Genomic DNA, 22,962 nt, shown 5'->3' on the forward strand with positions numbered 1-22,962 from the left:
TCGATGAACCTCAATAACTGACGCGTAGTCAGATTACTGAACTGACGTGACGTCAGGAACAGTGCTGCGTAGGAAAGCTGGTGGAGGTGATGTGTGGAACGGTGGCAGATCCCTTCGGGCCCGGTCCAGGACCGGATTCGGCCGAGGTTCGGGAGGGGGCGGCGGGGGTGCCTTTCAGGCCAGGGGGTCGACCGGGGGCAGACCGGTGCCGGGCTCGGGGGCCTGCCGCCGGGCCGGGATGCCGAGCCCGCGCGCCACCGCCCTGGCGATCTTCTCGGCGTCCAGGGCCATCTCCCGGAACATGCCGCTGATGGGGTTGCTGAAGCCGGTGAAGTACAGGCCGGGAGCCTGCGCGAGGGTGCGGGCGCCGTGCGTGCGCGGGCGGCCGCGCCCGTCGAGCACGTCCAGATCCCCGACCAGCCCCTCCAGGGCGCGTCGGTACCCGGTGGCCGCGATCACCGCGTCCGGAGTGATCCGCGAGCCGTCCGCGAGCACCACCTCGGCGCCCTCGAAGGAGGCGACGGCGGCGACCGGCTCGACCCGGCCCGAGCGCACGGCCTCGATCAGGCCGACGTCCTGGACCGGAATCGCCCCCTCCTTGACCCTGCTGTACAGGCCGGTGGCGGGACGGGGCAGCCCGTACGCCGCAAGGTCCGGCACGGACGCCTTGGCGGTGAGCGCACCGAGCCGGTCCACGAGCCGTACGGGCAGCCGCCGCACCAGGATCCCGGTGCGCTGGGCCGGCCAGCCCGCGGTGGAGCGGCGCACGATGTGCGGGACGGTGCGCACGGCGAGCCGGACCCGGGCGGCCCCGCCCTCGACCAGGTCGACGGCGATCTCGGCGCCGGTGTTGCCGCTGCCGACGACGAGCACGTCCCGGCCCTCGTACGGCTGGGAGTTGCGGTAGTCGCGGGCGTGCAGCAGCTCCCCGCCGTACGTGTCCCGGCCCGGCCAGTCGGGCAGCGCCGGCGTGTGGTTGAACCCGGTGGCGATCACGACCGCGCGGGCGGCCAGGGTCCGCCCGCCGGAGGCGTGCAGCAGCCAGCCCTCCCCGTCGGCGGCGCGCTCGATCCGGGTCACCTCCACGCCGGTGACCAGCTCCAGTTCGTGGAACTCGGCGTACTTCTCCAGGTACCGCACCACGTCGTCCCGCGAGACCCACCGGCCGAACCGGCGCGGTATCGCCAGGCCCGGGAGCGCGGAAAGCCGGCGGGTGGTGTGCAGGTGGAGCCGGTCGTAGTGGCGCCGCCAGGAGGAGCCGACCGCGTCGGACTTCTCCACCACCACCGCGCGGACCCCGCGGGCGCGCAGCGCGGCGGCCGCGGCAAGGCCGCCGGGCCCGGCGCCGATCACGTACACGGGGCGGGGCTGGGTGGTCATGTCGGGGGCTGTGGGGACTCCGGGCATGAGGTGTGAGCGTATCGACACACAGCGTTGATGGGTCTCGGACAAGGAGGGAATCGGTTGCGGATCGATCACGACTGGTGTGGGGCCGGGGGAGGGGCGGCCGGGCGGCGCGGTCGGGTGGGGCAGCCGGGCGGCGGCCGGGTGGCGCAACCGGGGCCGGTCGCGGCCCTTGCGGGATCCGTCCCGATCCGCTGAACTGACGTACCGTCAGATAGAGAGGGGAGGGCCGATGCGGACCATCTGGCTCAGTGGGGCCGAGTGGCTCGCCGTGCTCCGGGCAGGCCTCGGCCTGTGGTGGCTGGAGAGCTGGCGGCACAAGGACAAGAAGGGCTGGTTCGAGCGCGGCACCGGTATCGCCTGGGCGGCCGACGTCGCCGGCAAACACCGCTGGCCGTTCGTGAAGGGCGGCTTCGAGAAGGTCGTCCAGCCGCGCCCGCGCCTGATGGCGTACATCGTCGTCTACGCGGAACTGGCCCTCGGCCTCGGTCTGGTCCTCGGCTTCCTGACCCCGATCGCCCTGGCCGGCGGGCTGCTGCTGAACCTCGTCTACCTGGTGCTGATGATCCACGACTGGGCGGAGCAGGGCCAGAACGCGATGATGGCGCTCATCTCGCTCGTCGCCCTCCTCGCCATGAGCTGGCAGACCTGGTCCCTCGACGCGGCGATCGGACTTTTCCTGTGAGTACGGTGCGGTACGACCTCCCGGAGATCGACGAGTTCACCCGCCCCTACTGGGACGCGGCAGCCGAGGGCCGACTCCTGCTGCGCCGCTGCGGCGCCTGCGGACGGGCGCACCACTACCCGCGCGAGTTCTGCCCGTTCTGCTGGGCGGGGGAAGACCGGGTCGCCTGGGAACCGGCCAGCGGCCGCGCCACCCTCTACACCTGGTCGGTGGTCCACCGCAACGACCTCCCGCCGTTCGGGACCCGCGTCCCCTACACGGCGGCCGTCGTCGACCTGGCGGAGGGGCCGCGGATGATGACCGAGGTGGTGGACTGCCACGCCGCGGACCTCCGCATCGACATGCCCCTGCAGGTGACCTTCCGGGAAGCGGCCGAAGGGGTGTGGGTGGCGGTCTTCCGGCCGCACTGAGCCGCGCCGGTCACGGCCAGAGCAGCTCCCGGGTCCAGCCGGTACCGTCCTCGGTCCGGCGGTACCGCAGCCGGATGTGCCGGCGCGCCGCATCGCCCTGGAAGAACTCGACCTCGGCGGCCTCCAGTACGTACCGGGTCCAGGTCGGAGCGGGCGCGTCAGGCTCGGTACCGGCCCGCTCCCAGGCGGCCGCCGAAGCCTCCGCCAGCTCCTGCACGGAGCCCAGCACCGCGCTCTGCCGCCCGGTCAGCGCCGCCGCGAGCGCACCCCGCGAGCGGACCGCCAGGTCCGCCCGGCTCTCCTGCGGCCCGCACGGGGTGACCCGCCCGCGGATCCGGATCTGCCGGGCGACCGCCGGCCAGTAGAACCCGAGCGCGGCGTCGGGGTGCTCGGCCAGCTGCCGCCCCTTGGCGCTGGTGGAGTGCGAGGCGAAGTGCCAGCCGTGCGCGTCGGCGTCGTGCAGCATGAGGGTGCGCACGTCGGGACGCCCCGCCCCGTCCACCGTGGCCAGGCTCATGGTGTGCGGCTCGGCCTGCCCGGCCGCGGCCGCATGCAGGAACCACTCCCGGAACAGGGGCAGGGGCTCGGCGGGCGCGGCACCGGCATCGAAGCCGGGGAGCGGCCCGTCCCACACCCGCAAGGAATGCAGGACGGCTTGGAACGCGTCGATCTGGTCCATCTCGGCCTTGCCGATCTCACGGGTCATGGGTAGAGGCTAGGGGGGTGGGGCGCGTGGGTGGGGGCGGGGCGGGGGCTTCGGGGGCGGATGCCCGTACCCGGGGTCGGAGGGCGGGGCGGGGTTGGGGTGGGCGGGATGCCCGCACCCGGCATCAGGGGAGGTCCGGGGGCGTCCCGTCAGTCGACTGTCCTTCCGGGGCTGGCCGGGCCGTCAAGGGCGCTCACTGCGTTCGCGTCGCTTCGCGATGGCCTTCGGCCACCCTTGACTGCCCGGCCCGCCCCGGAAAGACAACAGACTGCCGGGAAGCCCCGGGGAATGGCCGGGGGGTGAGAGTCCAGGAGCGAGCCCGTCAGCGATGCCCGGGCCGATCCCCGCCGCCATGTCCCCATACGGGGCCGATAGATCCCCCTTCCCGAGCCCAGGTCGGGTCAAGCCGCAGCCGACGCCAACGAGATGGGCATCGGGGGGCATCCAGCCCACCATCGCGTCAGATCGCTACACAGCCCGTCTCGGCATAGCGTCTCCGGCCCGTCTGGGGTCGCTCATAGCCGCGACGAATCGCTACACAGTCGATGTGGGCATAGCGTCCGCGGCCCGTCTGGTGGAAGGCGCGGTAGATCGCTACACAGCGGGGCGCGGTTTGGCGTCCGGCGGTCGTATGGGGCTGGGAGTGGGCGCCATCGAAGCGGGCATGACGTCAGCCATGCCCCTGCGGTCTGTTTGTCCCGGTTTGGCGGCCGGTTGATGGATGGATGGGCCGTTGACCGGGCGTGATGACGAAGAGCCTGGCATCGCGCTCCTTCTGTGCCCTTTCGGACCTCCAGATGTCACACGCGTTCGGTACCCGGGGCTATCCGGCTGAGCCCTCGTAATGACCGGTGAAAGAGGCCACTTGGAGAGGGAAAACGCAACTTCGACATGGCCCGCAGAGGCAGCTACCTTCACCTGGTCTTCGGCGATCGCCCACGGCGCAGGAGTTCCTTCAGGCTGAGCCACCCGCGAAGGGGTGAGTCGGTCATGCCTGCGAATCCTCGTCCCCATGCGCAAGCCACCGCAACGGGTCCACACCAGGCAACCAGGGAGAGACGCATGCCCCATCTCGCGCTGTACACATTCGGCGTCCTGAAGTCACCTCTCGTCGATCCCGCACCTCTCATGCGCGAGTTCTACGACAGGGGTGAGGCCGTCTACCGCACGATCAGTCAGCACCCCGGATATCTCGCGCGCGCTGAAGCGGCAGACGGTGACCGGGGCATGCTCTTCGAGGCGGACTGGGGTGCATGGGGAGAGTTCGCCGTACCGACCTGGTACGGCAAGGGCCATACGGTGGAAACCACCGCCCTGGCCGCGACCCTCTCACTCTGGACCGACCTGCGCTCCGCCTTCGACGCCATCTACACCGGTCTGCACCGTGAGGCGCTGAACAGGCGTTACGACTGGTTCGAGAGGACGGGACACCCGAACTACGTGTGCTGGTGGGTCTCCGACGGGGTGATACCCACCTGGCAGGACGGGGTTTCCAGGTTGGAACACCTCCACGACCACGGCTCCGCGCCACACGCCTTCACCTTCCACCACTCATTCGCCCCGGACGGAACTCCGACCAGGATCAAAGGCATCGGGCCGAAGAGCCACTGCCGGTAGTGGTTGCAAGAGTGCGTTCAGGGCTGGGATCGGCGGGCTGAACAGTCGCCTGCCGTCTTGACCTGCTTGCGGTAGGCCCCCGGCGGCGACCCGAAGTGTCGTTTGAAGGCTTTGGCGAAGGCGAACTCCGACGTGTACCCCGTGCGCTGCGCGATTGTGCTCAGCGGGGTCGGCGATTGGTGCAGCAATCGCGCCGCGGTGGCCATCCGCCAGTTGGTCAGGTAGGTCAACGGCGGCTCGCCGACCACCGAGGCGAAGCGGCGGGCGAACGCCGCGCGGGACAGTCCGGCGCGGGTGCCCAGAGACTCCACGGTCCAGGGATGGCCGGGATCGTCGTGGATCGCCTTCAGGGCCGGGGCGACTGCCGGGTCGGTCAGCGCGGCCGCCCAGCCCCGGGCCCGCTCCTTCGGTAGTTCGGCGTACCACGACCGGAGGATGTACAGCAGCAGCAGATCCACGAGCGCCGTGACGACCGCGTCCGAGCCCGGCTGCGGCGCGTGGAACTCGGCGCACAGCTGATCGACCGCCGAGCGCAACACGGGGTGGCGGCCTGGAACCGCGGGGAGGTGGATGACCTCCGGTAGATCGCTGAACAGCGGATGCGGGCGATCAACGTCGATCGCGTACGCCCCGCACACCAGCACCGTGTGCGGCCCTGGTCCGTCCACGGTGACCTGGCCGATCGGCGAGGAACGGTCCACGCGGTCCGGTACGAAGTCCACCGGATCGCGGTCCGGCACGTCGCACAGGGTGTGTCCGCTGCCCCGCTGCAGGAACACGATGTCGCCGGGTCCGAGCGCGAGCGGTTGGCCGTGCGGTGGCAGCAGGTGGCAGTGCCCTTCCACGACCACGTGGAATCCGGCTCCTGAGATGGGTTGGAACTTCAGGGCCCACGGGGCGTGCGCGTCGGTGCGCGTCACCATCGGGCGTCCCGTGCGCAGGACTTCGAGTGTGTCGCTCAGGATGTCCATAACGGCACTCCAGTGCCTGGATGACGAGACGATAGGACAGGAAATCGAGATCTTAAGTCATTCACCGTCTCGATGTGGAGGCGTACGTTCTTGCCATGGCGGTGGCCGAACCGCACTGCATCGACGAAGGAATGGCTCCCATGTCTCTGGCCGGCAAAAAGATCGTGATCATCGGTGGAACCTCCGGCATCGGCTTCGCGGTAGCCCAACAGGCCGCGGCGGCCGGCGCGGACGTCGTGGTCGCCTCCAGCAACCAGGACCGCGTGGACGCCGCGACGAAGCGGTTGGGCGAGCCGGCCGAAGGTCGCCGCCTGGACGTCGCCGACGGCAACGCCATCGCCGCGTTCTTCGAGCAGGTCGGGGATTTCGACCACCTCGTCTACACCGCGGGCGAATCTCTGCTGATCAAGCCGCTGGTCGACACCACCCCGCAGGAAGCCAGGGCCGTCTTCGAGCGCCGGTTCTGGGGCGCGTTCCTCTCCGCCAAGTACGCGGCACCGCGACTGCGCGACGGCGGCTCGATCACTTTCAGCTCCGGCGTCCTCGCGATCCGCCCCCTGTCCGGAACCGCGCTCACGGCAGGTATCACCGGCGGCATCGAGGCCCTGTCCCGGGCACTCGCCGTCGAACTCGCCCCTCTGCGCGTCAACGTGATCCAGCCCGGTGTGATCCGTACCGAGCTGTGGGACGGCAGTGTCCCGGACCCGGAGGCTTTCCTCCAGGGCGCCGGGTCCGAGCTGCTCACGCGGCGTGTCGGCACTGCCGAGGAAGCCGCGGCGGCCTATCTCTTCGTCTTGGCCAACGCCTACGTCACCGGCACCACGCTCGCGATAGACGGCGGCGCGGCACTGGTGTGACAGAGGCGCCACTCAGCCAGCGAAGCAACGCGCACCGACGCGACGCGTTCCTTGCCGCGGCAGTCGACGACGCGAGTGGACCAGACGTGCGGATGCGAGCCCCCCGAAGCCGTCCCGGTGATCCGCCGCCTGATCGGCGCACTGTTCAGCCCGCAGATCACAGCCCTGAACGCCCTGTGGCATCTGTGGCGGCTTGTGAGCACCCCCGGACGGGCCGGAGACGCTATGCCGAGACCGGCTGTGTAGCGATCTGACGCGATGGTGGCCCCTGCGGGCCCCGGATTGCCCATCTGATTGGCGTCGGCTGCGGCTTGACCCGACCTGGGCTCGGGAAGGGGGATCTATCGGCCCCGGATGGGGACATGGCAGCCGGGATCGGCCCGTGGATCGCTGACGGGCCCGCCCCTGAACACGAACCCCCCGGCCATTCCCCGGGGGCTTCCCGGCAGTCTGTTGTCTTTCCGGGGCGGGCCGGGCAGTCAAGGGTGGCCGAAGGCCATCGCGAAGCGACGCGACGACGAGGAACGAGGAGGAGCGCCCTTGACGGGCCGGACCGACACGGAAGGACAGTCGACTGACGGGACGCCCCCGGACCTCCCCTGATGCCGAGTGTGCGAATCCCGCCCCCTACCCCCGCCCCAGGATCAGCGTTCCCGACGAGCAGAACCAGCCGCCCGTGCCCGAGGCCAGGGCGATGTGGGGGAGGCGGGCGTTCGGCTTGGTGACCTGGGTGGGGCCTGCTTCGCCGCGGAGTTGGCGGACCGCCTCCACCAGGAGGAACAGGCCGCGCATGCCGGGGTGGCACGCCGAGAGGCCGCCGCCGTCGGTGTTCACCGGGAGCTCGCCGTCCCGCAGGAGCCGGCCCTTCTCCACGAAGGCCCCGCCTTCACCCTTCGCGCAGAAGCCGAGGTCCTCCAGGGTGACCAGCGTCATGTACGTGAAGGCGTCGTAGATCTCGGCGATGTCCACGTCCGCCGGCGTGAGACCCGCCCGCTGGAAGGCCAGGCGGCCCGAGACCGCCGCGGGTGACACGGTGAAGTCCTCCCATTCCGACATGGTGGTGTGGGAGACGGACGTACCCGAGCCCAGGATCCAGACCGGGGCCTTCGCGGTGTCGGGGACGTAGTCCTCCGCCGCCAGCAGCACCGCGCAGCCGCCGTCCGAGCGGATGCAGCAGTGCAGCTTGGTGAAGGGGTCGGCGATCATCTCCCCGGACAGCACGTCCTCCACCGTGATCGGGTCGCGGAACATGGCGTCCGGGTTGGCGGCCGCGTTCGCCCGTGCCTGGACGGCCACCGCGGCGAGCTGCTCCAGCGTGGTCCCGTACGCGTGCATGTGGCGCCGCGCGGCCATCGCGTACTTGGAGACCAGCGTGTGCCCGTACGGCACCTCGAACTGCAGCGGTCCCCGCGCGCCGAAGGACAGGTTCGAGGTGCGGCGCCCGGCCTTGATGTCCGCCCGGGCGGTGGAGCCGTAGACCAGCAGCACCGCGTCGGCGTGCCCGGCGGCGATGGCGTCCGCCGCGTGGGCCGCCATGACCTCCCAGGTCGAGCCGCCCACCGAGGTGGAGTCGACCCAGGTGGGGCGCAGTCCCAGGTACTCGGCGACTTCGACCGGCGCGAGCGTCCCGAGGCCCGCCGAGGCGAAGCCGTCGATGACCGCGCGGTCCAGGCCGGAGTCGGCCAGCGCGCGCCGGGCGGCCTGCGCGTGGAGGGCGTACGGGGTGGGGCCGTCCACGCGGCCGCAGTCGGAGAGGGCGACGCCGACGACCGCCACCCTGCGGCGGCGCGCGGGGGCGGGGGCGGGTCCGGTAAGGGGTCCAGGCATGGCCCGACGGTACATCTGACGCTGCGTCAGATGCTAGAGCGCGCACGGCCGCAGGACCCGGATCCCCGCACCCCGCCCCCTGTGCATCTCTGACTACTCGCCCTAACATGACGGTCCGTCAGATACCGTCCCAGCCGCCGCTGGGGTGGTGCCCCCAGGAGGAGCCAGCCGATGGACGCCGCCTTCACCGCGGAGCAGGACGAGGTACGCCGCACCCTGCACGAGATCCTGGGCAAACGTTGCGGACCGGACGAGGTCAAGGCCGCCGTCCGCACTGCCGCCGGCTACGACCGCGAGCTGTGGCAGCAGCTCTCGCAGCGGCTCGGCCTGCCGGGCCTCGCCATCGCCGAGGAGTACGGAGGAGTCGGCTGCACCCCCGCCGACCTCGCGCTGGCCTGTGAGGAGACCGGACGGGTGCTGCTGCCGTCACCGCTGTTCGCCACCGCGTCCCTCGCGGTGCCGCTGATCACAGGCCTCGGCAGCGCCCCGCAGCGCGCCGCCCTGCTTCCCAGGCTCGCCGTCGGCGGCCTCACGGCCGCCCTGGCCGTCGCGGGCCCGGCGCTGGCCACCGCCCTCGCCCTGACCGGCGACAACGCCCCGGGGGAGTGGTCCGGCGGGGGGCGCGCCGGCGGGGTCCAGGCCCGTACGGGGGAGGGCGGCGGTTGGCGGCTGTACGGGGAGGTGGCCCAGGTGCTCGACGGGCACAGCGCCTCCGTGCTGGTCGTCGCCGCGCACACCGGTGGGTTCGCCCGCAGCCGGACCCTGCTCTTCCTCGTACGGGAGGACGCACCCGGCCTCGTACGGTCACGGCAGGCCACCCTGGACGAGACCCGTCCGCAGGCCCGGATCCAACTGCGCGACGTTCCGGCCGAGTTGCTCGGCACCGGCGAGGAGGACGTGCTCGGCCCACTCGCCGCCACCGGGCGCGCCGCCGCCGCGGTCCTGGCCGCCGAGGCGGTCGGCGCGGCCGGACAGGCGCTGGCCCGCACGGTGGACCACGTCCGGCAGCGGGAGCAGTTCGGCCGGGCGATCGGATCGTTCCAGGCGGTCAAACACCGCCTCGCCGACCTGTACGTACAGGTGCAGGCGGCCCGCTCGGCGGCCTACTACGCCGCCTGGGACCCACAGCAGGGCGCCCTGGCCCTCGCCCAGGCCCTGGACGCCCTGCGGCTGACCGCCGGCGAGGCGATCCAGCTGCACGGCGGCATCGGCTTCACCTGGGAGCACGACGCCCACCTGTACTTCAAGCGGGCGGCGGGCGACGAGCTCCTGTTCGGCCCGGTCCACCGGTTGCGTGCGCACGCCGCTCACCGGGCGGGCCTCTTCACCGCCGCCCCCACCGACCACGGCGAAAACGCAAGCGCAACCGACAGCAACGACGAAAGCAACGACGAAAGCAACAGCGAAAGCAACAGCGAAAGGGTGATCGCGTGAGGACTCCGATGGCCGGGTCGGCTCCCGGCGTCAAGCTCATGCAGAAGATCTCCTCGACCCTGCTCTTCGCCAGGATCGCGCCGCACTTCATCCCCGCCCTCGACAAGGCCGTGCACAAGCTGACCCGCGGCAAGGTCATCCTCAGCGCCCAGATGCTCCCCGGCGTGATCCTCACCGCCAAAGGCGCGAAAACGGGGGAGCCGCGCACCACGCCGCTCGCCTGCATGCCCGAGGAAGGGGGCGCGAGCTGGATCCTGATCGGCTCCAACTTCGGCCGTCCCGGTCACCCGGCCTGGACCGGGAACCTGATCAAGCACCCCGAGGCACAGGTCAGTTGGAAGGGCCGGGACATCGCCGTACGGGCTCGGCTGCTGGAGGGTGAGGAGCGCGCAGCGGCATGGCGGAGGGTGCTGCGGTTCTGGCCGCCGTACGCGACGTACCAGGCGCGCATCGAGCGTGAGATCCGGTTGTTCCGCCTGGAGCGTCGCTGATCGCGGCGGATGACCGGAACGGGGCCGCAGGGAGGAGAGGGGAGGGAGGGGAGGAGCGGAGAGTCGAGGCGAGGCGAGGAAGGGAGGGGCGGCCGAGGAGGGGAGACGGCCGAAGGGGAGGCAGCCGAAGGGAAAACGGCCGAAGGGGAAACGGTTGGCCGGCGGCGGACCCGGGCGGGGTCCGCCGTTACCTGGTCGGCTTCTTGCCGGTGATGCCCAGGTGGACGAGCAGCGCCAGGTTCGGCTTGAGCTCGGCCTGCTTGACACCCCAGGTCTGGAAGCCCTTCTGGTGCGAGGCGACCGCGGCCAGCATCGCGACCAGTGAACCGGCCATCGCCGCCGGGCTGAGGTCCTTGTCGACCTTGCCCTTCGCCTGCAGCTCCTTCATCGACTCCGTGAGGGAGTTGGTGACGGAGTTCAGGATCTTCATGCGGATCTTGTAGAAGCGCTTGTCGCCCTCGGCCGCGCCGAGGTCGACGACCCGCAGGATCGCGTCGTTGCGCCGCCAGAAGTCCAGGAATCCCTCGACGAGTTCCTCGGCGGCCTGCCAGCCCGCCTTGCCGACCCAGCTGCGGCCCTCGACGAGCGTCGTCAACTCTGCGCCCTCGCTGGCCATTTCCTCGGCGATCTCCAGGACGGCGCCCTCGACGTCCGGGAAGTACTGGTAGAAGGTCGCAGGGGACGTGCCGGCCTTGCGGGCGACATCGATCACCTTCACGTCGCGGTACGGCGAGGAGCTGAGCATCTCGCCCAGGCAGTCGAGCAGCTTCTGCCGCGTCGCCTGACCGCGCCGACCGGCAACGCGGCCGTCGACGGTGCGTACTTGTCCTGTCATGCCGTCAGCTTACCGAGGGGGGATCCGGGCGCGATTCGGCCGCCTGCAAATGGGGTGACGGGGCCCCTGGCCTGGGGCTGAGCCGCACCCGTGGGCGCTTCCCGGCGGATTCCGGCCGATCGTGTGCCGCAGGCGCCCCGGCCCGTGGCCTCCCCGCGGCCCGCCCCGAGACCGCCCCACACCCGCCCCGCTGCCGCCCTGCACCCGCCCGCCCCCACACCACCCCCACACCGGCCCCGCCCCCGCCCCTCGGCCCGCTCCCGCCCCCTCCCGGCCCCCTCCCGCCCTCCGGAGCCCGACCCGCCCGCTTCCTCTCGGTATCCCCCGATTAGTCTTATCAACAGGGTGTGGACAAGGCCTCGGGCGGATCATGGCCGAGGGAGAGGGTACGCACCCCCGCACAACGGAAGGAAACGGGCCATGGCCGCATTCGCGGAGGGCACACCCTGCTGGGTGGATGCCTCCCTTCCGGACGTCGAAGCGGGCAAGCGCTTCTACGGGGAGCTCTTCGGGTGGACCTTCGGAGAGGGCGCCGGCGCCCGGTACGGCCACTACACCCAGGCCTACAGCCGCGGCCGCAACGTCGCCGCCCTCGCCCCCAAGCCCGACGGCCGCATGCCCACCGTCTGGGGGATCTACCTCTACACGTCCGACGCCTACGCCTGCGCCGCCCGCATCCGCGCCTCCGGCGGCCAGATGGTGATGGATCCGCAGCCCGTGGGCCCGTACGGCACCGCCGCCCTGGCCGCCGACCCCGGCGGGGCCGTCTTCGGCCTGTGGCAGCCCGGCACCCACCACGGCTTCGAGGCCCAGCAGGAGCCGTACACCTACTGCTGGACCGAGCTCTACACGCGGGCCCGTGACGCCGTCGACGTCTTCTACGCCAACGTCTTCGGCTACGTCCCCGAGGACCAGGACGACGACGGCACCGGCTTCGAATACCGCCTGTGGTCCCCGCCCGGCAGTGCGCCGGGTGCCGAGACCGCCGTCCTCGGCCGCAGCCTGATCACCGACGCCTTCCCGGACATCATGCCCGCGCACTTCCTCGCGTACTTCGCCGTCCCGGACTGCGACCAGTCCGTCGCGGTGGTGCAGCGGCTCGGCGGCCGGGTCACCGCCGATCCCCTCGACACGCCGTACGGCCGGATCGCGGTCGTCGCCGACAACCAGGGCGCGGTCTTCGCGCTGCTGTCGGAGCACCGCACCCGGCAGTCCGCCCAGGAGTCCTGATCGGTGAGTCCTGATCGGTGAGTCCTGATCCGTGAGCCCTGATCCGCACGACGCGCCCCGCGGCTCCCGTGTGGCGACACGGCCTCGGCGCGGGCCTGACAGAATCGGGGTTGCGCGACCCCGGGCGGCGCCCGGGATGAGACGCTGCACGGGGCCGACCGCCGTGCCGGCGCGCGTGCAGGTGGATACGGGCCCGGCGAGGGCCCGTACGGGGAGGTGTGAGGCGAGTGGTGGAGCAGCTGACGCAGCACGACCCGAGACGGATCGGCCCCTTCGAGGTGCTGGGACGGCTCGGCGCCGGCGGCATGGGGCTGGTCTATCTCGCACGGTCGGCGTCCGGACGCCGGGTGGCGATCAAGACGGTGCGCACCGAGCTCGCCGAGGACCAGCTGTTCCGGGTGCGCTTCACGCGTGAGGTGGAGGCGGCGCGCGCCGTCTCCGGCTTCTACACCGCGGCCGTCGTAGACGCGGACCCGCGGGCCGCCGTGCCGTGGCTGGCGACCGCGTACGTCCCGGCGCCCTCTCTGGAGGAGATCGTCAACGAGTGCGGGCCGATGCCCGCCCAGGCCGTACGGTGGCTGGCCGCCGGCATCGCGGAGGCACTGCAGTCCATCCACGGGGCCGGCCTCGTCCACCGCGACCTGAAGCCGTCCAACGTGCTCGTCGTCGAGGACGGCCCGCGCGTGATCGACTTCGGCATCGCCAGCGGCGTCTCCAACACCCGCCTGACCATGACGAACGTCGCCGTCGGCACGCCCGCCTACATGTCGCCCGAGCAGGCGAAGGACTCGCGCAGCGTCAAGGGCGCCAGCGACGTGTTCTCGCTCGGCTCGACGCTGGTGTTCGCGGCGACCGGGCACCCGCCCTACCACGGGGCCAACCCGGTGGAGACGGTGTTCATGCTGCTGCGCGAGGGCCCCAACCTGGAGGGGCTGCCCGAGGAGCTGCGGCCGCTGATCGAGTCCTGCATGCAGATGGACGCCGCCCTGCGGCCGACCCCGGCGGACCTCCAGGCGCAGCTGGCCCCGCACCTCTTCGACGGCGGTGACGACAGCGGGACCGCATCGGCGTGGCTGCCCGGCCGGGCCGTCGCGATGATCGAGGCCCGGCGGGCCGGCCAGCGTACGGCGGCCGCGCCCGTCCCGGCGCCCGGACCGCGGGGCGACGGGGGCCCGGCCGGGGGCCCTGCCTCCAGCGCCGCCACACACCGCCGCGAGCCCCGCGGCGTCGACTCCTGGGTGGACCCGCGGACCGGCCGGCCTGCGCCGCAGCGACCCCAGCATCCGCCGAGGCCGGTGTCCCCCGCGCCCTCCGGCGAGCCGGTCCGCCTCGGCGGCTCCCCGGTGCCGATCGGGCCCGGGCCGCGGGCGACCGCCTCGGCGCCCGCGGCGCACGCTCCGGCCGCGGACTCGGCGACGGGCTGGGTCCGGCCGCCGGGCGGCGCGGGGGCGGGCGCCTCCGCGGCCGTCCAGGCGGCGGGGGCGGCCGCGGCCGTGCCCCATCCGGGCCCGTCCCCGGACAGCGGCCGCTGGCGCCCCTGGCGCTTCCGCATGTCGAACGAGGTCTGGGGGACCCCGACCGTCGCCGGCGACCTGCTCTACGTCACCTCCTTCGAGGTGCACGCCCTGGACGTGGCCAGCGGCCGGCGCCAGTTCAAGACGCGCGACGTGGCCTGGTCCATGGCCGTCGCCGACGGCCGCATCCACGCCTCCGACGGCCCCTCGCTCTACGCCCTGGACGCCTCCGACGGCTCCGAGCGGTGGCGGTTGTCCACCGAAGCCTGGGTGTACGCCCTGCGCGCCGAGCGGGGCACCGTCGTCACCGCCACCCGCGGCGGCGGAGTGCAGGGCTGGGAGGCCTCGAACGGCCAGAAGCTGTGGGAGCTGACCGGCGCGCAGAGCGACTTCGAGACCCCGGAGGCGGCCCCCGTCCTGCACGACGGCACCGTGTACGTGTGGCAGGACGCGCGGCTGCGCGCCCTGGACGCCCGCTCGGGCCGGGAGTCGTGGTCGTACCCGGTCGGCGACGCGGCCTCCTGCGGGAACGTCCCCGTGCGGGTCACCCCGGCGCCGGACGGCAACGTCTACGTCGCGGCCGGCACCCGCGTCCTGTCCGTCGACCGGGCCTCGGGCCGGGTCCGCTGGCACTTCGAGGCCCCCGCGGTCTTCCTGGCGCCCCCCGCCTTCGCGCCCGGCGCGGCGGTGACGGGCGGCGGCGTCTACCTCGCGGACTACCTGGGCACCGTCTACGCCCTGGACGCGGCCACCGGCAAGGACCGCTGGCGCATCGCGACCGAGCCGCGGTCCTCCGCGGACCCGGTGGTGGTCGCCCACGGCAACGTCCACCTGGGGGCGGGCAGCGCCCTGTACACGCTGGACGCGGTCACGGGCACCCCGAAGTGGCGCTTCGCCGCGGGCGGCGAGATCACCGGCCTGCCCGCGGTCGCGGACGGCCGCGTGCACTTCGGTTCGGCGGACCACTGCCTGTACACGCTGGACGCGGCAGGCGGCCAGCTGCGCTGGAAGCTGGCCACGGGCGGGGAGATCACCGGCGCCCCGGTCGCGGAGGCGGGCGTGGTGTACGCGTGCAGCAAGGACCGCTGCGTGTACGCCCTGGACGCGGCCAAGGGCACGGGCACCCGTACGGCCGGCTGAGCCCGTTTCCGGCCCCGCCGGGTCGCGTACGGCACCGGGAGTGACAGGATGGACCCCATGAGCAACGTCTACTTCGACATCAACATCGACGGCCAGCCCGCCGGCCGTATCGTCTTCAACCTCTTCGACGAGGTCGTCCCGAAGACCGCCAAGAACTTCCGGGAGCTCGCCACCGGTGAGCACGGCTTCGGCTACGCGGGCTCGCCGTTCCACCGGGTCATCCCGCAGTTCATGCTGCAGGGCGGCGACTTCACCAACCAGAACGGCACCGGCGGCAAGAGCATCTACGGCGAGAAGTTCGCCGACGAGAACTTCCAGCTGAAGCACGACCGCCCGTACCTGCTGTCGATGGCGAACGCCGGCCGCAACACCAACGGCTCGCAGTTCTTCATCACCACCGTCGTCACCCCGTGGCTGGACGGCAAGCACGTCGTCTTCGGCGAGGTCGTCGAGGGCCAGGACGTCGTGGACCGGATCGAGAAGCTCGGCACCCCCTCGGGCGCCACCCGCGGCAAGATCGAGGTCGCCGCCTCGGGCGTCGTCGAGGCCTGATCCCCGCCGATCCGGCAGGCCGGCCCCGTTCCCTCTGTTTCGGAACGGGGCCGCCGCCATGCCCGGCACCCGGTACTGACGGCTCCGCTTCATGTGCTCATAGGATGAGCCCTTGATCACAGCAATCGGGAGCACGGGGGCCGATCCGGCATGACGTCCTTTGACACGGAGTGGGCGGGTCTCAAACAACAGACGGCGGGCGGGGCGCAGATGCACCTCGCCAGTACCGCGGCAGCCGACGGAGGCGGCGGCGGTGGCGGTGGCGGTGACGGTGACCTGACGTCCGACAAGGCGGTCTGGAACCGGGCCAGTCAGGACCTCGGCGGACTGGCGACGAGCATCAAGACCGCCGTGACGTCCCTGGAGAACGGCCAGAAGGGTGCCGCCCTCACCGGCGTGGAGAGCGCCACGGCCCAGCAGGAGCTCTACCAGTCCTGGAAGACGTACCTCGACAGCCTGGCGGGCAAGTGCACCTCGCTCCAGGGGCCGCTGGAGAAGGCCGGCACCGGCCAGTACGCCAACGACGAGGACATCAAGGGCGGGTTCGCCCAGATCAACGGCCAGTACAAGGACACCCCCGCCACCGGCGGCAACGGGAGCCGGTGAGCCTGAGCGATGGATTACGCAGCACTCAAGGCCCTCAAGCCGTCCGAGTTCACCGAGGCGGCTGACGGCTACAAGGCCGTCAGCGACATGGCCGACCACGGCTACGGGGACGCGGAGGGCCAGATCTCGGCCCGCCTGCGGGCCGGCCTCAAGGGCGAAGCCGTGGACGCGGCGCTGGGCTCGCTCCGGGACCTGGCGAAGAACTTCCACTACGTACAGGTGGAATGCGGACTCGCCGCCACCTCCCTGAAGGCGCTCGCGGCGGCGATGACCGACGCGAAGAAGAAGCTGGAAGCAGCCCTCGAAGACGCCGTACACGCGAAGTTCACGGTGGGCGCGGACGGTTCGGTGAGCTACCCGCCCGGCGGCGAGGAGAAGGACGGGAAGGTGCCCGAGGGCGGCACCGTCACCGGCAGCGCCAAGGGCAAGCCCTCCGGCAACGTGATCGACCCGACGCGGGACGCCAACAACCTGGCCGACGCCCTGGAGCGGCAGGCGGCGAACATCCACCCCAACCCGAACTTCGGCAAGGCGGTGGAGATCGCCAACCGCATCGCGCAGGCCGTCGCCGAGGCCACCGAGGCCGACACCCTGTGGGCGCCCAAGCTCCGCAAGCTCAAGGCCGACGACGACCTCGTCGTGTCCGACAAGGACTGGGCCGACGTGCAGAGCGACACCGCGGACGTCCGCGCGGGCGCGAAGGACTACCTGGACCATGTGAAGGCCCCGCCGAAGGACGGCGATCCGCGGTCGAACGCCGACTGGTGGAAGAGCCTGTCCCAGGACGAGAGGGACGCCTACGTCACCCTGCGGCCCGCGAGCGTCGGAGCGCTGGACGGGCTTCCGGCGGACGTCCGTGACCAGGCCAACCGTGCGGTACTCGCGGAGCAGCACGGCGCCTACCAGGTTGAACTGAACGGGATCCCCCCGGAACCGCAGCCCAAGTACCACTACGTCCAGCACGGGCGCGCATGGATGCGCGAGGAGACCGACGAGTGGCGCGAGTGGCATGACAAGCACGCGGACAGGAAAGCCCACCTGGAAGACCGCCTGCACGGCATGGAGGTCATCCAGAAGCGCTTCGACGAGACGGGCAAGGACGGACTGCCCGAGGCGTACTTGCTCGGTTTCGACGCCGAGGCGAACCACGACGGACGCGTGATCCTGGCCAACGGGAATCCCGACACCGCGGACCACACCGCGATCTTCGTGCCCGGCACGAAGACGACGCTGGGCAGCATCGAGGACGAGGCCTTGAAGAGTGAGGCCATGTGGCGCCACAGCTCGGCGATGGCGCCCGGCCAGACGGTGTCGACCATCACCTGGTTCGACTACGACGCCCCGCGCTCGGCGGCGCCCGGCGACAGCGGGGACATCATCCCCGAGGCCGTCGACGACAAGTACGCCGAGAAGGCGGCGCCTACCCTGCGACGGTTTCTCGACGGCACCGAGGCGGCCCACCAGTCGGCTTCCGGCAACCACTCCCACACGACGCTCATGGGCCACAGTTACGGTTCCACGGTGATCGGCGACACGGCGAAGTACCGCAGTGACTACGCCGACACCTGGGCCGACCCCCTGCCCGTCGACGACGTGGTCGTGGCGGGCAGCCCCGGCATGCAGGCGGACCATGCGGCGGACCTGGGATTCAAGGGGAAGCACACGTGGGCGATGGAAGGTGGAGGTGACGACGACCTCGTCACCGGCGGCGGGCGACTCGTCGGGCTCGGCGACAACTGGACCATTCCGACCGACGAGTCCTTCGGCGCCAACAAGATGCGGAGCGACGCCCCGGGCCACGGAAACTTCTGGGACGAGCAGGACGGCAAGCCGTCCCTCAGCCTGCGGAACCAGGCAGCCGTCATAGCCGGGCGGTACGACAGAGTCGAACTTGAGTGGGAGGCCCATTAGTGGTTCGAAGGCACGGGCGTAACGTCATTGCACTGGCGCTCCTGGGCGCTCTGACCCTCACAGCAGGATGTTCTCTCATGGACAACGAATCCAAGCGCTCCTACGACCCGCAGCCCCGCACCAGCAAGGAGGTGGAGGCAGAGGTCGGCGAGCTGTCGAGCAGGGCGCTCGACATGACCCAGGTCAAGGGCAAGGTTTCGGAAACCGGGGGACCGGTGACCTATCCCTGCGGCACCAGCGAGGAGAAGAAGAAGGGTCTGAGGGTGGTCCGGCACGTCTGGTCCCTCTACGGTGCGGACCGCGACACTCTCGACAAGGGTATGAAGAGCCTCGCCGAAAAGCTGCCGCAGAACGGCTGGCAGGTCGTGAAGAACGGCCCGAACGTGAACACGAAGGCCAAGACGCTTGAGGTCTTCGCGGTCCACGAGAAGACGCACACCCAACTTGAGGCCAGCTGGATGGACAGCTCCGACGGCGGTGAGAACCTGATCTACTTCAGCGTCTACTCCCGGTGCTTCCGCGCCACCGACGCGGAGTGAGAAAGTCTCCGCCGGCTTCCGCCTGGCCTCCGCCCCGCCCGCAACGGTCGACCGGCCCCGCCCTCTATGGGTCGGGGGCCGGCGGACGCCGCATTTGCCGACCTCTGCGGGCCGGGGCTCTCGCAGTCGTCCTTGCCGGGTTGTTTTCCATGCTGTCGGTGGGGTGTGCGAACGTGAAGGAGCTCAACTACACGCCGGTGAGGATGGACCCCGACCCGGCGCGCCAGAAGGCGAAGACCGTCTCCGGCCGACTGCTGGAGATGACCGGGGTCAAGGGCAAGGTCACCGAGGGCAAGGTCACCGAGCCGGGCCCGAGCGTCTCGCGCTGCCGCGAGTACGGGGACGACCTGTTCTCCACGTCCCACCCGTGGTCGGTGTACGGCCTCAGCGAGCAGGACGTGGACACGGGCATGGCGAACCTGCGCAAGGGGCTCACCGAGAACGGCTGGAAGATCACCAAGGACGGCAAGGCCAAGACCAAGGACCAGGACCCGGAGATCATCGCCGAGAACAAGGCCGAGGGGTTCGACATGGTGGTCACGGCCTGAAGAAGACCGCGCACGGCGACACCATGCTCAACTTCACGGTGGTGTCCGCCTGTTACCGCGCGGCCTCCGCCTCCGCCCTCGACGGCGAGTACTGACCCGGCCGCGTCACACGGGATCCCCGCCCGGCGGCGAAGGCCAGTGCTCGTCGGGCGGGGGGCCGACCCGGCCGGGGGATTCGCGCCGGGGGCGGCCGCTCATGACCGCCGCCGCCAGGAGCAGCAGGGCGCCGGCGACGAAGGCGGTGGCCACCCCGTCTCCGATGCCGCGGCCGCCGCCGCTGACCGAGAGGCTGCCCGCCGCCTGCCCCTGCCGGACCATCCAGAGCACCGTGAAGCCGAGGACGATGATCCCGGCCAGCGCCATCAGCAGCCGCGAGCGGACCACGACCGCACCGAGGACGAGGACCGCGGCGACGAGGAACGGCAGCAGCGGCGAGCCCAGCAGGGCGGCCTCGTGGTCGGTGATCCCGGCGGCGGTGAAGAGGTCCTGCAGGCGGTAGTCGCGTCCGGGACGGCCGTCGTACCAGGCGCGGAACGGGCTCCAGACGGCGGCTGCCGCTCCGGCCAGGCCCATGAGCGAACCGATGACGTTGCGGATCATGCCGGGCCTCCGGGGTAGCGGTCCCTGCTCCGAAGCTACGCCCCGGTCCCGTCCCCCGCACGCCGGTGATAGCGTGGCCCGCCGTTGTCCAGGGAGGGGATCGCGTCATGGTGGCCGGCCGTCGTATCAGGTTCACCGCGGTGCTGGTGGCCGTCGTGTTCTCGCTCACCGGGTTCTCCCACGGAGGCCACGGCAGCCACGGCGGGAAGAGCAGCAGCGGCGGGAGCAGTGGCGGCGGATGCTCCAGCTCCAAGAAGCGCAGCAGCTACCACAGCACCAGCGACAACAACAACAGCAACGGCAGCGGCAAGTCGACGCCCTCGCCGACCAAGAGCGCGCGCCCGCCCGCGCACGCCCAGGTCGTCAGCTGCGCCGGACCCGGCAGCCCGAAGGCCGTCCTCACGGTCACCTCCGACATCGACACGGCACGCACCGTCGACGTGCCGGTCACCTTCGAAGGCGCGAGCGGCGTCGTCGACCGCACCTCCGTCCGCGTCACCCTCAAGGCCCGCGAGACCCAGACGGTCACGGCCGTGATGGTCCACGAAGACAAGGCCGCCGAGACCAGGACCTGCGTCGTCGGCCGCATCGACTGACCGCCGCCCAGCGGCCCCGGCCCCCGGCCCTCGGCCCCCCGGCCCCCGGGCCTCACCGCACCCTGGGCACCGGATGCGTCCTGCGGGCCGTGAACAGAGCCTCCTGGCGCTCCGGGGGGAGGTTTCCCAGGCTGATCAGCGCCGGGGCCTGGGACAGGGCCTGCTGCAGGGCCGCCTGCTTCGCCGACCACAGGGCCCGTACGGTGCCCTGCACGGCCTCCGGCGGGAAACCGGCCAGGGTCTCGGCGGCGCGCACGGCCGCCGCGAGCAGTTCCCCGGGCTCCGCCAGCTCCGAGACCAGGCCGATCGCGTGGGCCCGCTCCGCGGAGAGCCGTTCCGCCGTTCCCATCAGGGACATCCGGGCCGCCTCCCCGAACGGCATCCGCTGCGCCATGTAGACCGCCTCGTACGCACTGACCATCCCGTACGTGGTGTGCGGGTCGAAGAAGGTCGCCGTCCGCGAGGCGATCAGGAATTCCGACTCGCCCAGCAGGTAGAACGCCCCGCCGCAGGCCATGCCGTTGACGGCGGCGACCACCGGCTTCCACAGGTCGTTGGCCTTCGGCCCGATCGCGAGCAGCGGATCGTCGACCGAGTACGGGGAGGAGGGCTGGGGGACGGACACACCGCGGTCGATGCCCGTGCAGAACGCGGCCCGCCCGGCCCCGGTGAGGACCACCGCCCGGACCTCCTCCTCGTGGCGCAGCTCCCGCCACAGGGAGGCCAGTTCGGCCGCCGTCGCCAGGTCGATCGCGTTGTGCGTGCGCTCCCGGTCCAGGGTGACGACCGCGACCCCGCTCGCCTTGTCCCGCTCCACCCGTACCGTCATGACCTCTCCAGTACCCAGCGCGGCACGGTGATGCCGCCGGTCTCGGTGAAGACCGCCTGCACCCGTGCGCCGATGCGCAGCCGGGCCGGGTCCACGGAGTTCAGCGGGGCGTCGGCCGAGGTGACGAGGTTGCCCGCGAGGCGGATGTGCCGGGCGTCGGCCAGCTCGACGAGGATCACGTTGTACGGGGCCTGCGCGGCGTACGCGGGCAGCAGCGGCGGGTGGGGCAGGACGTAGGACCAGATGCGGCCGCGGCCGCTCATCGGGCGCCACTCGGAGTCGAAGGACTGGCAGTGCGGGCAGCACGGGCGCGGCGGGAAGCGGAGCCGCCCGCAGGAGGTGCAGGCCTGGATGCGCAGTTCGCCGCGGGCGGCGTACTCCCAGAAGGGCGCGCCGTCCTCGTCAGGTACCGGCAGCAGGAGGCCTGTGGCGTCTTCGGCTGCAGCGGTCATGGTGGGCTCCTCAAGCTCGCAGCAGGATGGCGGAGGTCGGGACGCCCTCGCCTGCGGTCACCAGGCAGGTCGAGGCGTCCGGCACCTGGGCGGTGGAGGTGCCGCGCAGCTGTTTGACGCCCTCGTTGATCAGGTTGAAGCCGTGCACGTAGGCCTCCGACAGGCCTCCGCCGCCCGTGTTGATGGGGAGCCGGCCGCCCGTCTCCAGGGCGCCGCCCTCGGTGAAGGCGGCTCCCTCGCCTCGTCCGCAGAAGCCGTAGCCCTCCAGGGAGAGCGGGATCAGCGGGGTGAAGGCGTCGTAGATCTGGGCCACGTCCACGTCCTGGGGGCCGAAGTCGGCGTGCTTCCACAGGTGCCGGGCGGCCGTCCAGGCGGGTCCGGAGAGCGGGTCGTCATTCCAGTAGTTGACCATGCCGTGGTGCTGGGCGGGCAGGCCCTGGGCGGCGGAGTGCACGTAGACGGGCTTGTGGCGGCAGTCCCGGGCCCGTTCGGCGCTCACGATCACGCAGGCGAGCGCGCCGTCGGTCTCCAGGCAGTTGTCGAAGAGACAGAGCGGGTCGCTGATCATGCGGGAGGTCATGTACATCTCGCGGGTCAGCGGGCGCTCGTACATCATCGCGGCCGGGTTCTCGTTGGCCCGGTTGCGGCAGGCCATCGCGACGTTGAAGAGGTGCTCGCGGGTGGCCCCGTAGGTGTGCATGTAGCGGCGGGCCAGCATGCCGATCTCGTCGGCGGGGCGCAGCAGCCCGAAGGGGCGGGTCCACTGGCCGGGGGTGGGCAGTTGGACGGTGGTGTTCTTCCAGGGGCGCGGGCCGGAGCCGCGTTTGCGGGAGCGCCAGGCGACCCCGACGGAGGCCTGCCCGGTCGCGACGGCGGCGGCGAGGTGGCCCACGGTGGCGCAGGAACCGCCCCCGCCGTAGCCGATCTTGGAGAAGAAGGTGACGTCGCCCGCGCCGATGGCCTTGGCGACCTCGACCTCGTCGGTCTCCTCCATCGTGTACGAGGAGAAGGCGTCGACCTCGGAGGGGGCGATGCCGGCGTCCGCGAGGGCGGCGAGGACCGCCCGGCAGGCCAGTTCCTTCTCGGACTGGGGGAGCCGCTTGGCGAAGGCGGTCTGGCCGATCCCGACTATCGCCGTAGCGTCCTTGAGTGTTGCCGCCATCGCCACCTCCGGGGCTGCGCCAGTACTGACAGCCGCGAAGGCTACA

At 71.6% G+C, this 22,962-nt stretch carries 23 protein-coding genes; 14 read left to right on the forward strand and 9 right to left on the reverse strand.

The window, feature by feature from the left end:
• Positions 1 to 174: 174 nt before the first annotated feature.
• On the reverse strand, positions 175 to 1,380 hold the full coding sequence (locus tag AC0666_RS16000) for a flavin-containing monooxygenase (RefSeq protein WP_478707773.1): 1,206 nt from the start codon (positions 1,378 to 1,380) through the stop codon (positions 175 to 177).
• 256 nt (positions 1,381 to 1,636) lie between these two features.
• On the opposite strand from AC0666_RS16000, the gene AC0666_RS16005 reads away from it, so the two are divergent.
• Entirely contained in the window at positions 1,637 to 2,089 is a 453-nt protein-coding gene (locus tag AC0666_RS16005; RefSeq protein ID WP_468581768.1) for a DoxX family membrane protein, read from the forward strand.
• Positions 2,086 to 2,499, forward strand: a complete 414-nt coding sequence (locus AC0666_RS16010) for a Zn-ribbon domain-containing OB-fold protein (protein WP_468970069.1) — start codon at positions 2,086 to 2,088, stop codon at positions 2,497 to 2,499. Before AC0666_RS16005 ends, AC0666_RS16010 begins: the two co-directional genes overlap by 4 nt.
• 10 nt (positions 2,500 to 2,509) lie before the next feature.
• On the opposite strand, the gene AC0666_RS16015 is transcribed toward AC0666_RS16010, so the two are convergent.
• Complete coding sequence (locus tag AC0666_RS16015; RefSeq protein ID WP_478707774.1) at positions 2,510 to 3,205, reverse strand: pyridoxine/pyridoxamine 5'-phosphate oxidase; 696 nt, start codon at positions 3,203 to 3,205, stop codon at positions 2,510 to 2,512.
• A 1,062-nt stretch (positions 3,206 to 4,267) separates the two neighbouring features.
• Here AC0666_RS16015 and AC0666_RS16020 point away from each other — a divergent pair.
• Positions 4,268 to 4,822 (forward strand): DUF3291 domain-containing protein, encoded by a 555-nt coding sequence (locus AC0666_RS16020; protein WP_478707775.1) that lies wholly within the window; start codon positions 4,268 to 4,270, stop codon positions 4,820 to 4,822.
• A gap of 17 nt (positions 4,823 to 4,839) precedes the next feature.
• Here the strand turns inward: AC0666_RS16020 and AC0666_RS16025 are convergent, their stop codons facing one another.
• Entirely contained in the window at positions 4,840 to 5,793 is a 954-nt protein-coding gene (locus tag AC0666_RS16025) for an AraC family transcriptional regulator (protein ID WP_468581776.1), read from the reverse strand.
• 140 nt (positions 5,794 to 5,933) lie between these two features.
• Between AC0666_RS16025 and AC0666_RS16030 the strand changes: the two genes are divergently transcribed.
• Positions 5,934 to 6,650: an SDR family oxidoreductase gene (locus AC0666_RS16030; RefSeq protein WP_389192600.1), complete on the forward strand. Its 717-nt coding sequence runs from the start codon at positions 5,934 to 5,936 to the stop codon at positions 6,648 to 6,650.
• Positions 6,651 to 7,277: 627 nt separating this feature from the next.
• On the opposite strand, the gene AC0666_RS16035 is transcribed toward AC0666_RS16030, so the two are convergent.
• The gene (locus AC0666_RS16035; protein WP_478707776.1) at positions 7,278 to 8,477 is read right to left on the reverse strand and encodes a thiolase C-terminal domain-containing protein; all 1,200 of its coding nucleotides are present in this window, start codon (positions 8,475 to 8,477) and stop codon (positions 7,278 to 7,280) included.
• Positions 8,478 to 8,648: 171 nt separating this feature from the next.
• On the opposite strand from AC0666_RS16035, the gene AC0666_RS16040 reads away from it, so the two are divergent.
• Complete coding sequence (locus AC0666_RS16040) at positions 8,649 to 9,911, forward strand: acyl-CoA dehydrogenase family protein (protein ID WP_478707777.1); 1,263 nt, start codon at positions 8,649 to 8,651, stop codon at positions 9,909 to 9,911.
• An 8-nt stretch (positions 9,912 to 9,919) separates the two neighbouring features.
• The gene (locus AC0666_RS16045; protein WP_468970519.1) at positions 9,920 to 10,402 is read left to right on the forward strand and encodes a nitroreductase family deazaflavin-dependent oxidoreductase; all 483 of its coding nucleotides are present in this window, start codon (positions 9,920 to 9,922) and stop codon (positions 10,400 to 10,402) included.
• 187 nt (positions 10,403 to 10,589) lie between these two features.
• On the opposite strand, the gene AC0666_RS16050 is transcribed toward AC0666_RS16045, so the two are convergent.
• The gene (locus AC0666_RS16050; RefSeq protein WP_468970053.1) at positions 10,590 to 11,237 is read right to left on the reverse strand and encodes a TetR family transcriptional regulator; all 648 of its coding nucleotides are present in this window, start codon (positions 11,235 to 11,237) and stop codon (positions 10,590 to 10,592) included.
• A 420-nt stretch (positions 11,238 to 11,657) separates the two neighbouring features.
• On the opposite strand from AC0666_RS16050, the gene kbpA reads away from it, so the two are divergent.
• The 7 genes from kbpA (at position 11,658) to AC0666_RS16085 (ending at position 19,277) form a co-directional block, all read left to right on the forward strand.
• On the forward strand, positions 11,658 to 12,467 hold the full coding sequence (gene kbpA / locus AC0666_RS16055; RefSeq protein WP_468581786.1) for an AfsK-binding protein KbpA: 810 nt from the start codon (positions 11,658 to 11,660) through the stop codon (positions 12,465 to 12,467).
• A gap of 227 nt (positions 12,468 to 12,694) precedes the next feature.
• Entirely contained in the window at positions 12,695 to 15,121 is a 2,427-nt protein-coding gene (gene afsK, locus AC0666_RS16060; protein ID WP_468970051.1) for a protein serine/threonine kinase AfsK, read from the forward strand.
• 57 nt (positions 15,122 to 15,178) lie between these two features.
• A complete protein-coding gene (locus AC0666_RS16065; protein WP_468581789.1) occupies positions 15,179 to 15,673 on the forward strand; it encodes a peptidylprolyl isomerase in 495 nt (164 codons plus the stop codon).
• A 150-nt stretch (positions 15,674 to 15,823) separates the two neighbouring features.
• Complete coding sequence (locus AC0666_RS16070) at positions 15,824 to 16,279, forward strand: hypothetical protein (protein WP_478707778.1); 456 nt, start codon at positions 15,824 to 15,826, stop codon at positions 16,277 to 16,279.
• Positions 16,280 to 16,288: 9 nt separating this feature from the next.
• On the forward strand, positions 16,289 to 18,190 hold the full coding sequence (locus AC0666_RS16075; RefSeq protein ID WP_478707779.1) for an alpha/beta hydrolase: 1,902 nt from the start codon (positions 16,289 to 16,291) through the stop codon (positions 18,188 to 18,190).
• A gap of 77 nt (positions 18,191 to 18,267) precedes the next feature.
• The gene (locus tag AC0666_RS16080; protein ID WP_468970045.1) at positions 18,268 to 18,729 is read left to right on the forward strand and encodes a hypothetical protein; all 462 of its coding nucleotides are present in this window, start codon (positions 18,268 to 18,270) and stop codon (positions 18,727 to 18,729) included.
• 173 nt (positions 18,730 to 18,902) lie between these two features.
• The gene (locus AC0666_RS16085; RefSeq protein ID WP_478707780.1) at positions 18,903 to 19,277 is read left to right on the forward strand and encodes a hypothetical protein; all 375 of its coding nucleotides are present in this window, start codon (positions 18,903 to 18,905) and stop codon (positions 19,275 to 19,277) included.
• A 105-nt stretch (positions 19,278 to 19,382) separates the two neighbouring features.
• Here AC0666_RS16085 and AC0666_RS16090 read toward each other — a convergent pair whose 3' ends face one another.
• Positions 19,383 to 19,877 (reverse strand): hypothetical protein, encoded by a 495-nt coding sequence (locus tag AC0666_RS16090; RefSeq protein ID WP_478707781.1) that lies wholly within the window; start codon positions 19,875 to 19,877, stop codon positions 19,383 to 19,385.
• A 107-nt stretch (positions 19,878 to 19,984) separates the two neighbouring features.
• On the opposite strand from AC0666_RS16090, the gene AC0666_RS16095 reads away from it, so the two are divergent.
• On the forward strand, positions 19,985 to 20,473 hold the full coding sequence (locus tag AC0666_RS16095; protein WP_468970038.1) for a hypothetical protein: 489 nt from the start codon (positions 19,985 to 19,987) through the stop codon (positions 20,471 to 20,473).
• Positions 20,474 to 20,525: 52 nt separating this feature from the next.
• Here the strand turns inward: AC0666_RS16095 and AC0666_RS16100 are convergent, their stop codons facing one another.
• From AC0666_RS16100 to AC0666_RS16110, 3 genes are read right to left on the reverse strand one after another with little or no spacing between them, the layout of a single operon-like run.
• Positions 20,526 to 21,302 carry an enoyl-CoA hydratase/isomerase family protein gene (locus tag AC0666_RS16100; RefSeq protein WP_468970035.1) on the reverse strand — a complete coding sequence of 259 codons (777 nt, stop codon included), beginning with the start codon at positions 21,300 to 21,302 and terminating at the stop codon, positions 20,526 to 20,528.
• The gene (locus AC0666_RS16105) at positions 21,299 to 21,754 is read right to left on the reverse strand and encodes a Zn-ribbon domain-containing OB-fold protein (protein WP_468970032.1); all 456 of its coding nucleotides are present in this window, start codon (positions 21,752 to 21,754) and stop codon (positions 21,299 to 21,301) included. Before AC0666_RS16105 ends, AC0666_RS16100 begins: the two co-directional genes overlap by 4 nt.
• 10 nt (positions 21,755 to 21,764) lie before the next feature.
• The gene (locus AC0666_RS16110) at positions 21,765 to 22,916 is read right to left on the reverse strand and encodes a lipid-transfer protein (RefSeq protein ID WP_468970030.1); all 1,152 of its coding nucleotides are present in this window, start codon (positions 22,914 to 22,916) and stop codon (positions 21,765 to 21,767) included.
• Positions 22,917 to 22,962 lie beyond the last annotated feature (46 nt).

Source organism: Streptomyces sp. NPDC043680 (assembly GCF_056436685.1).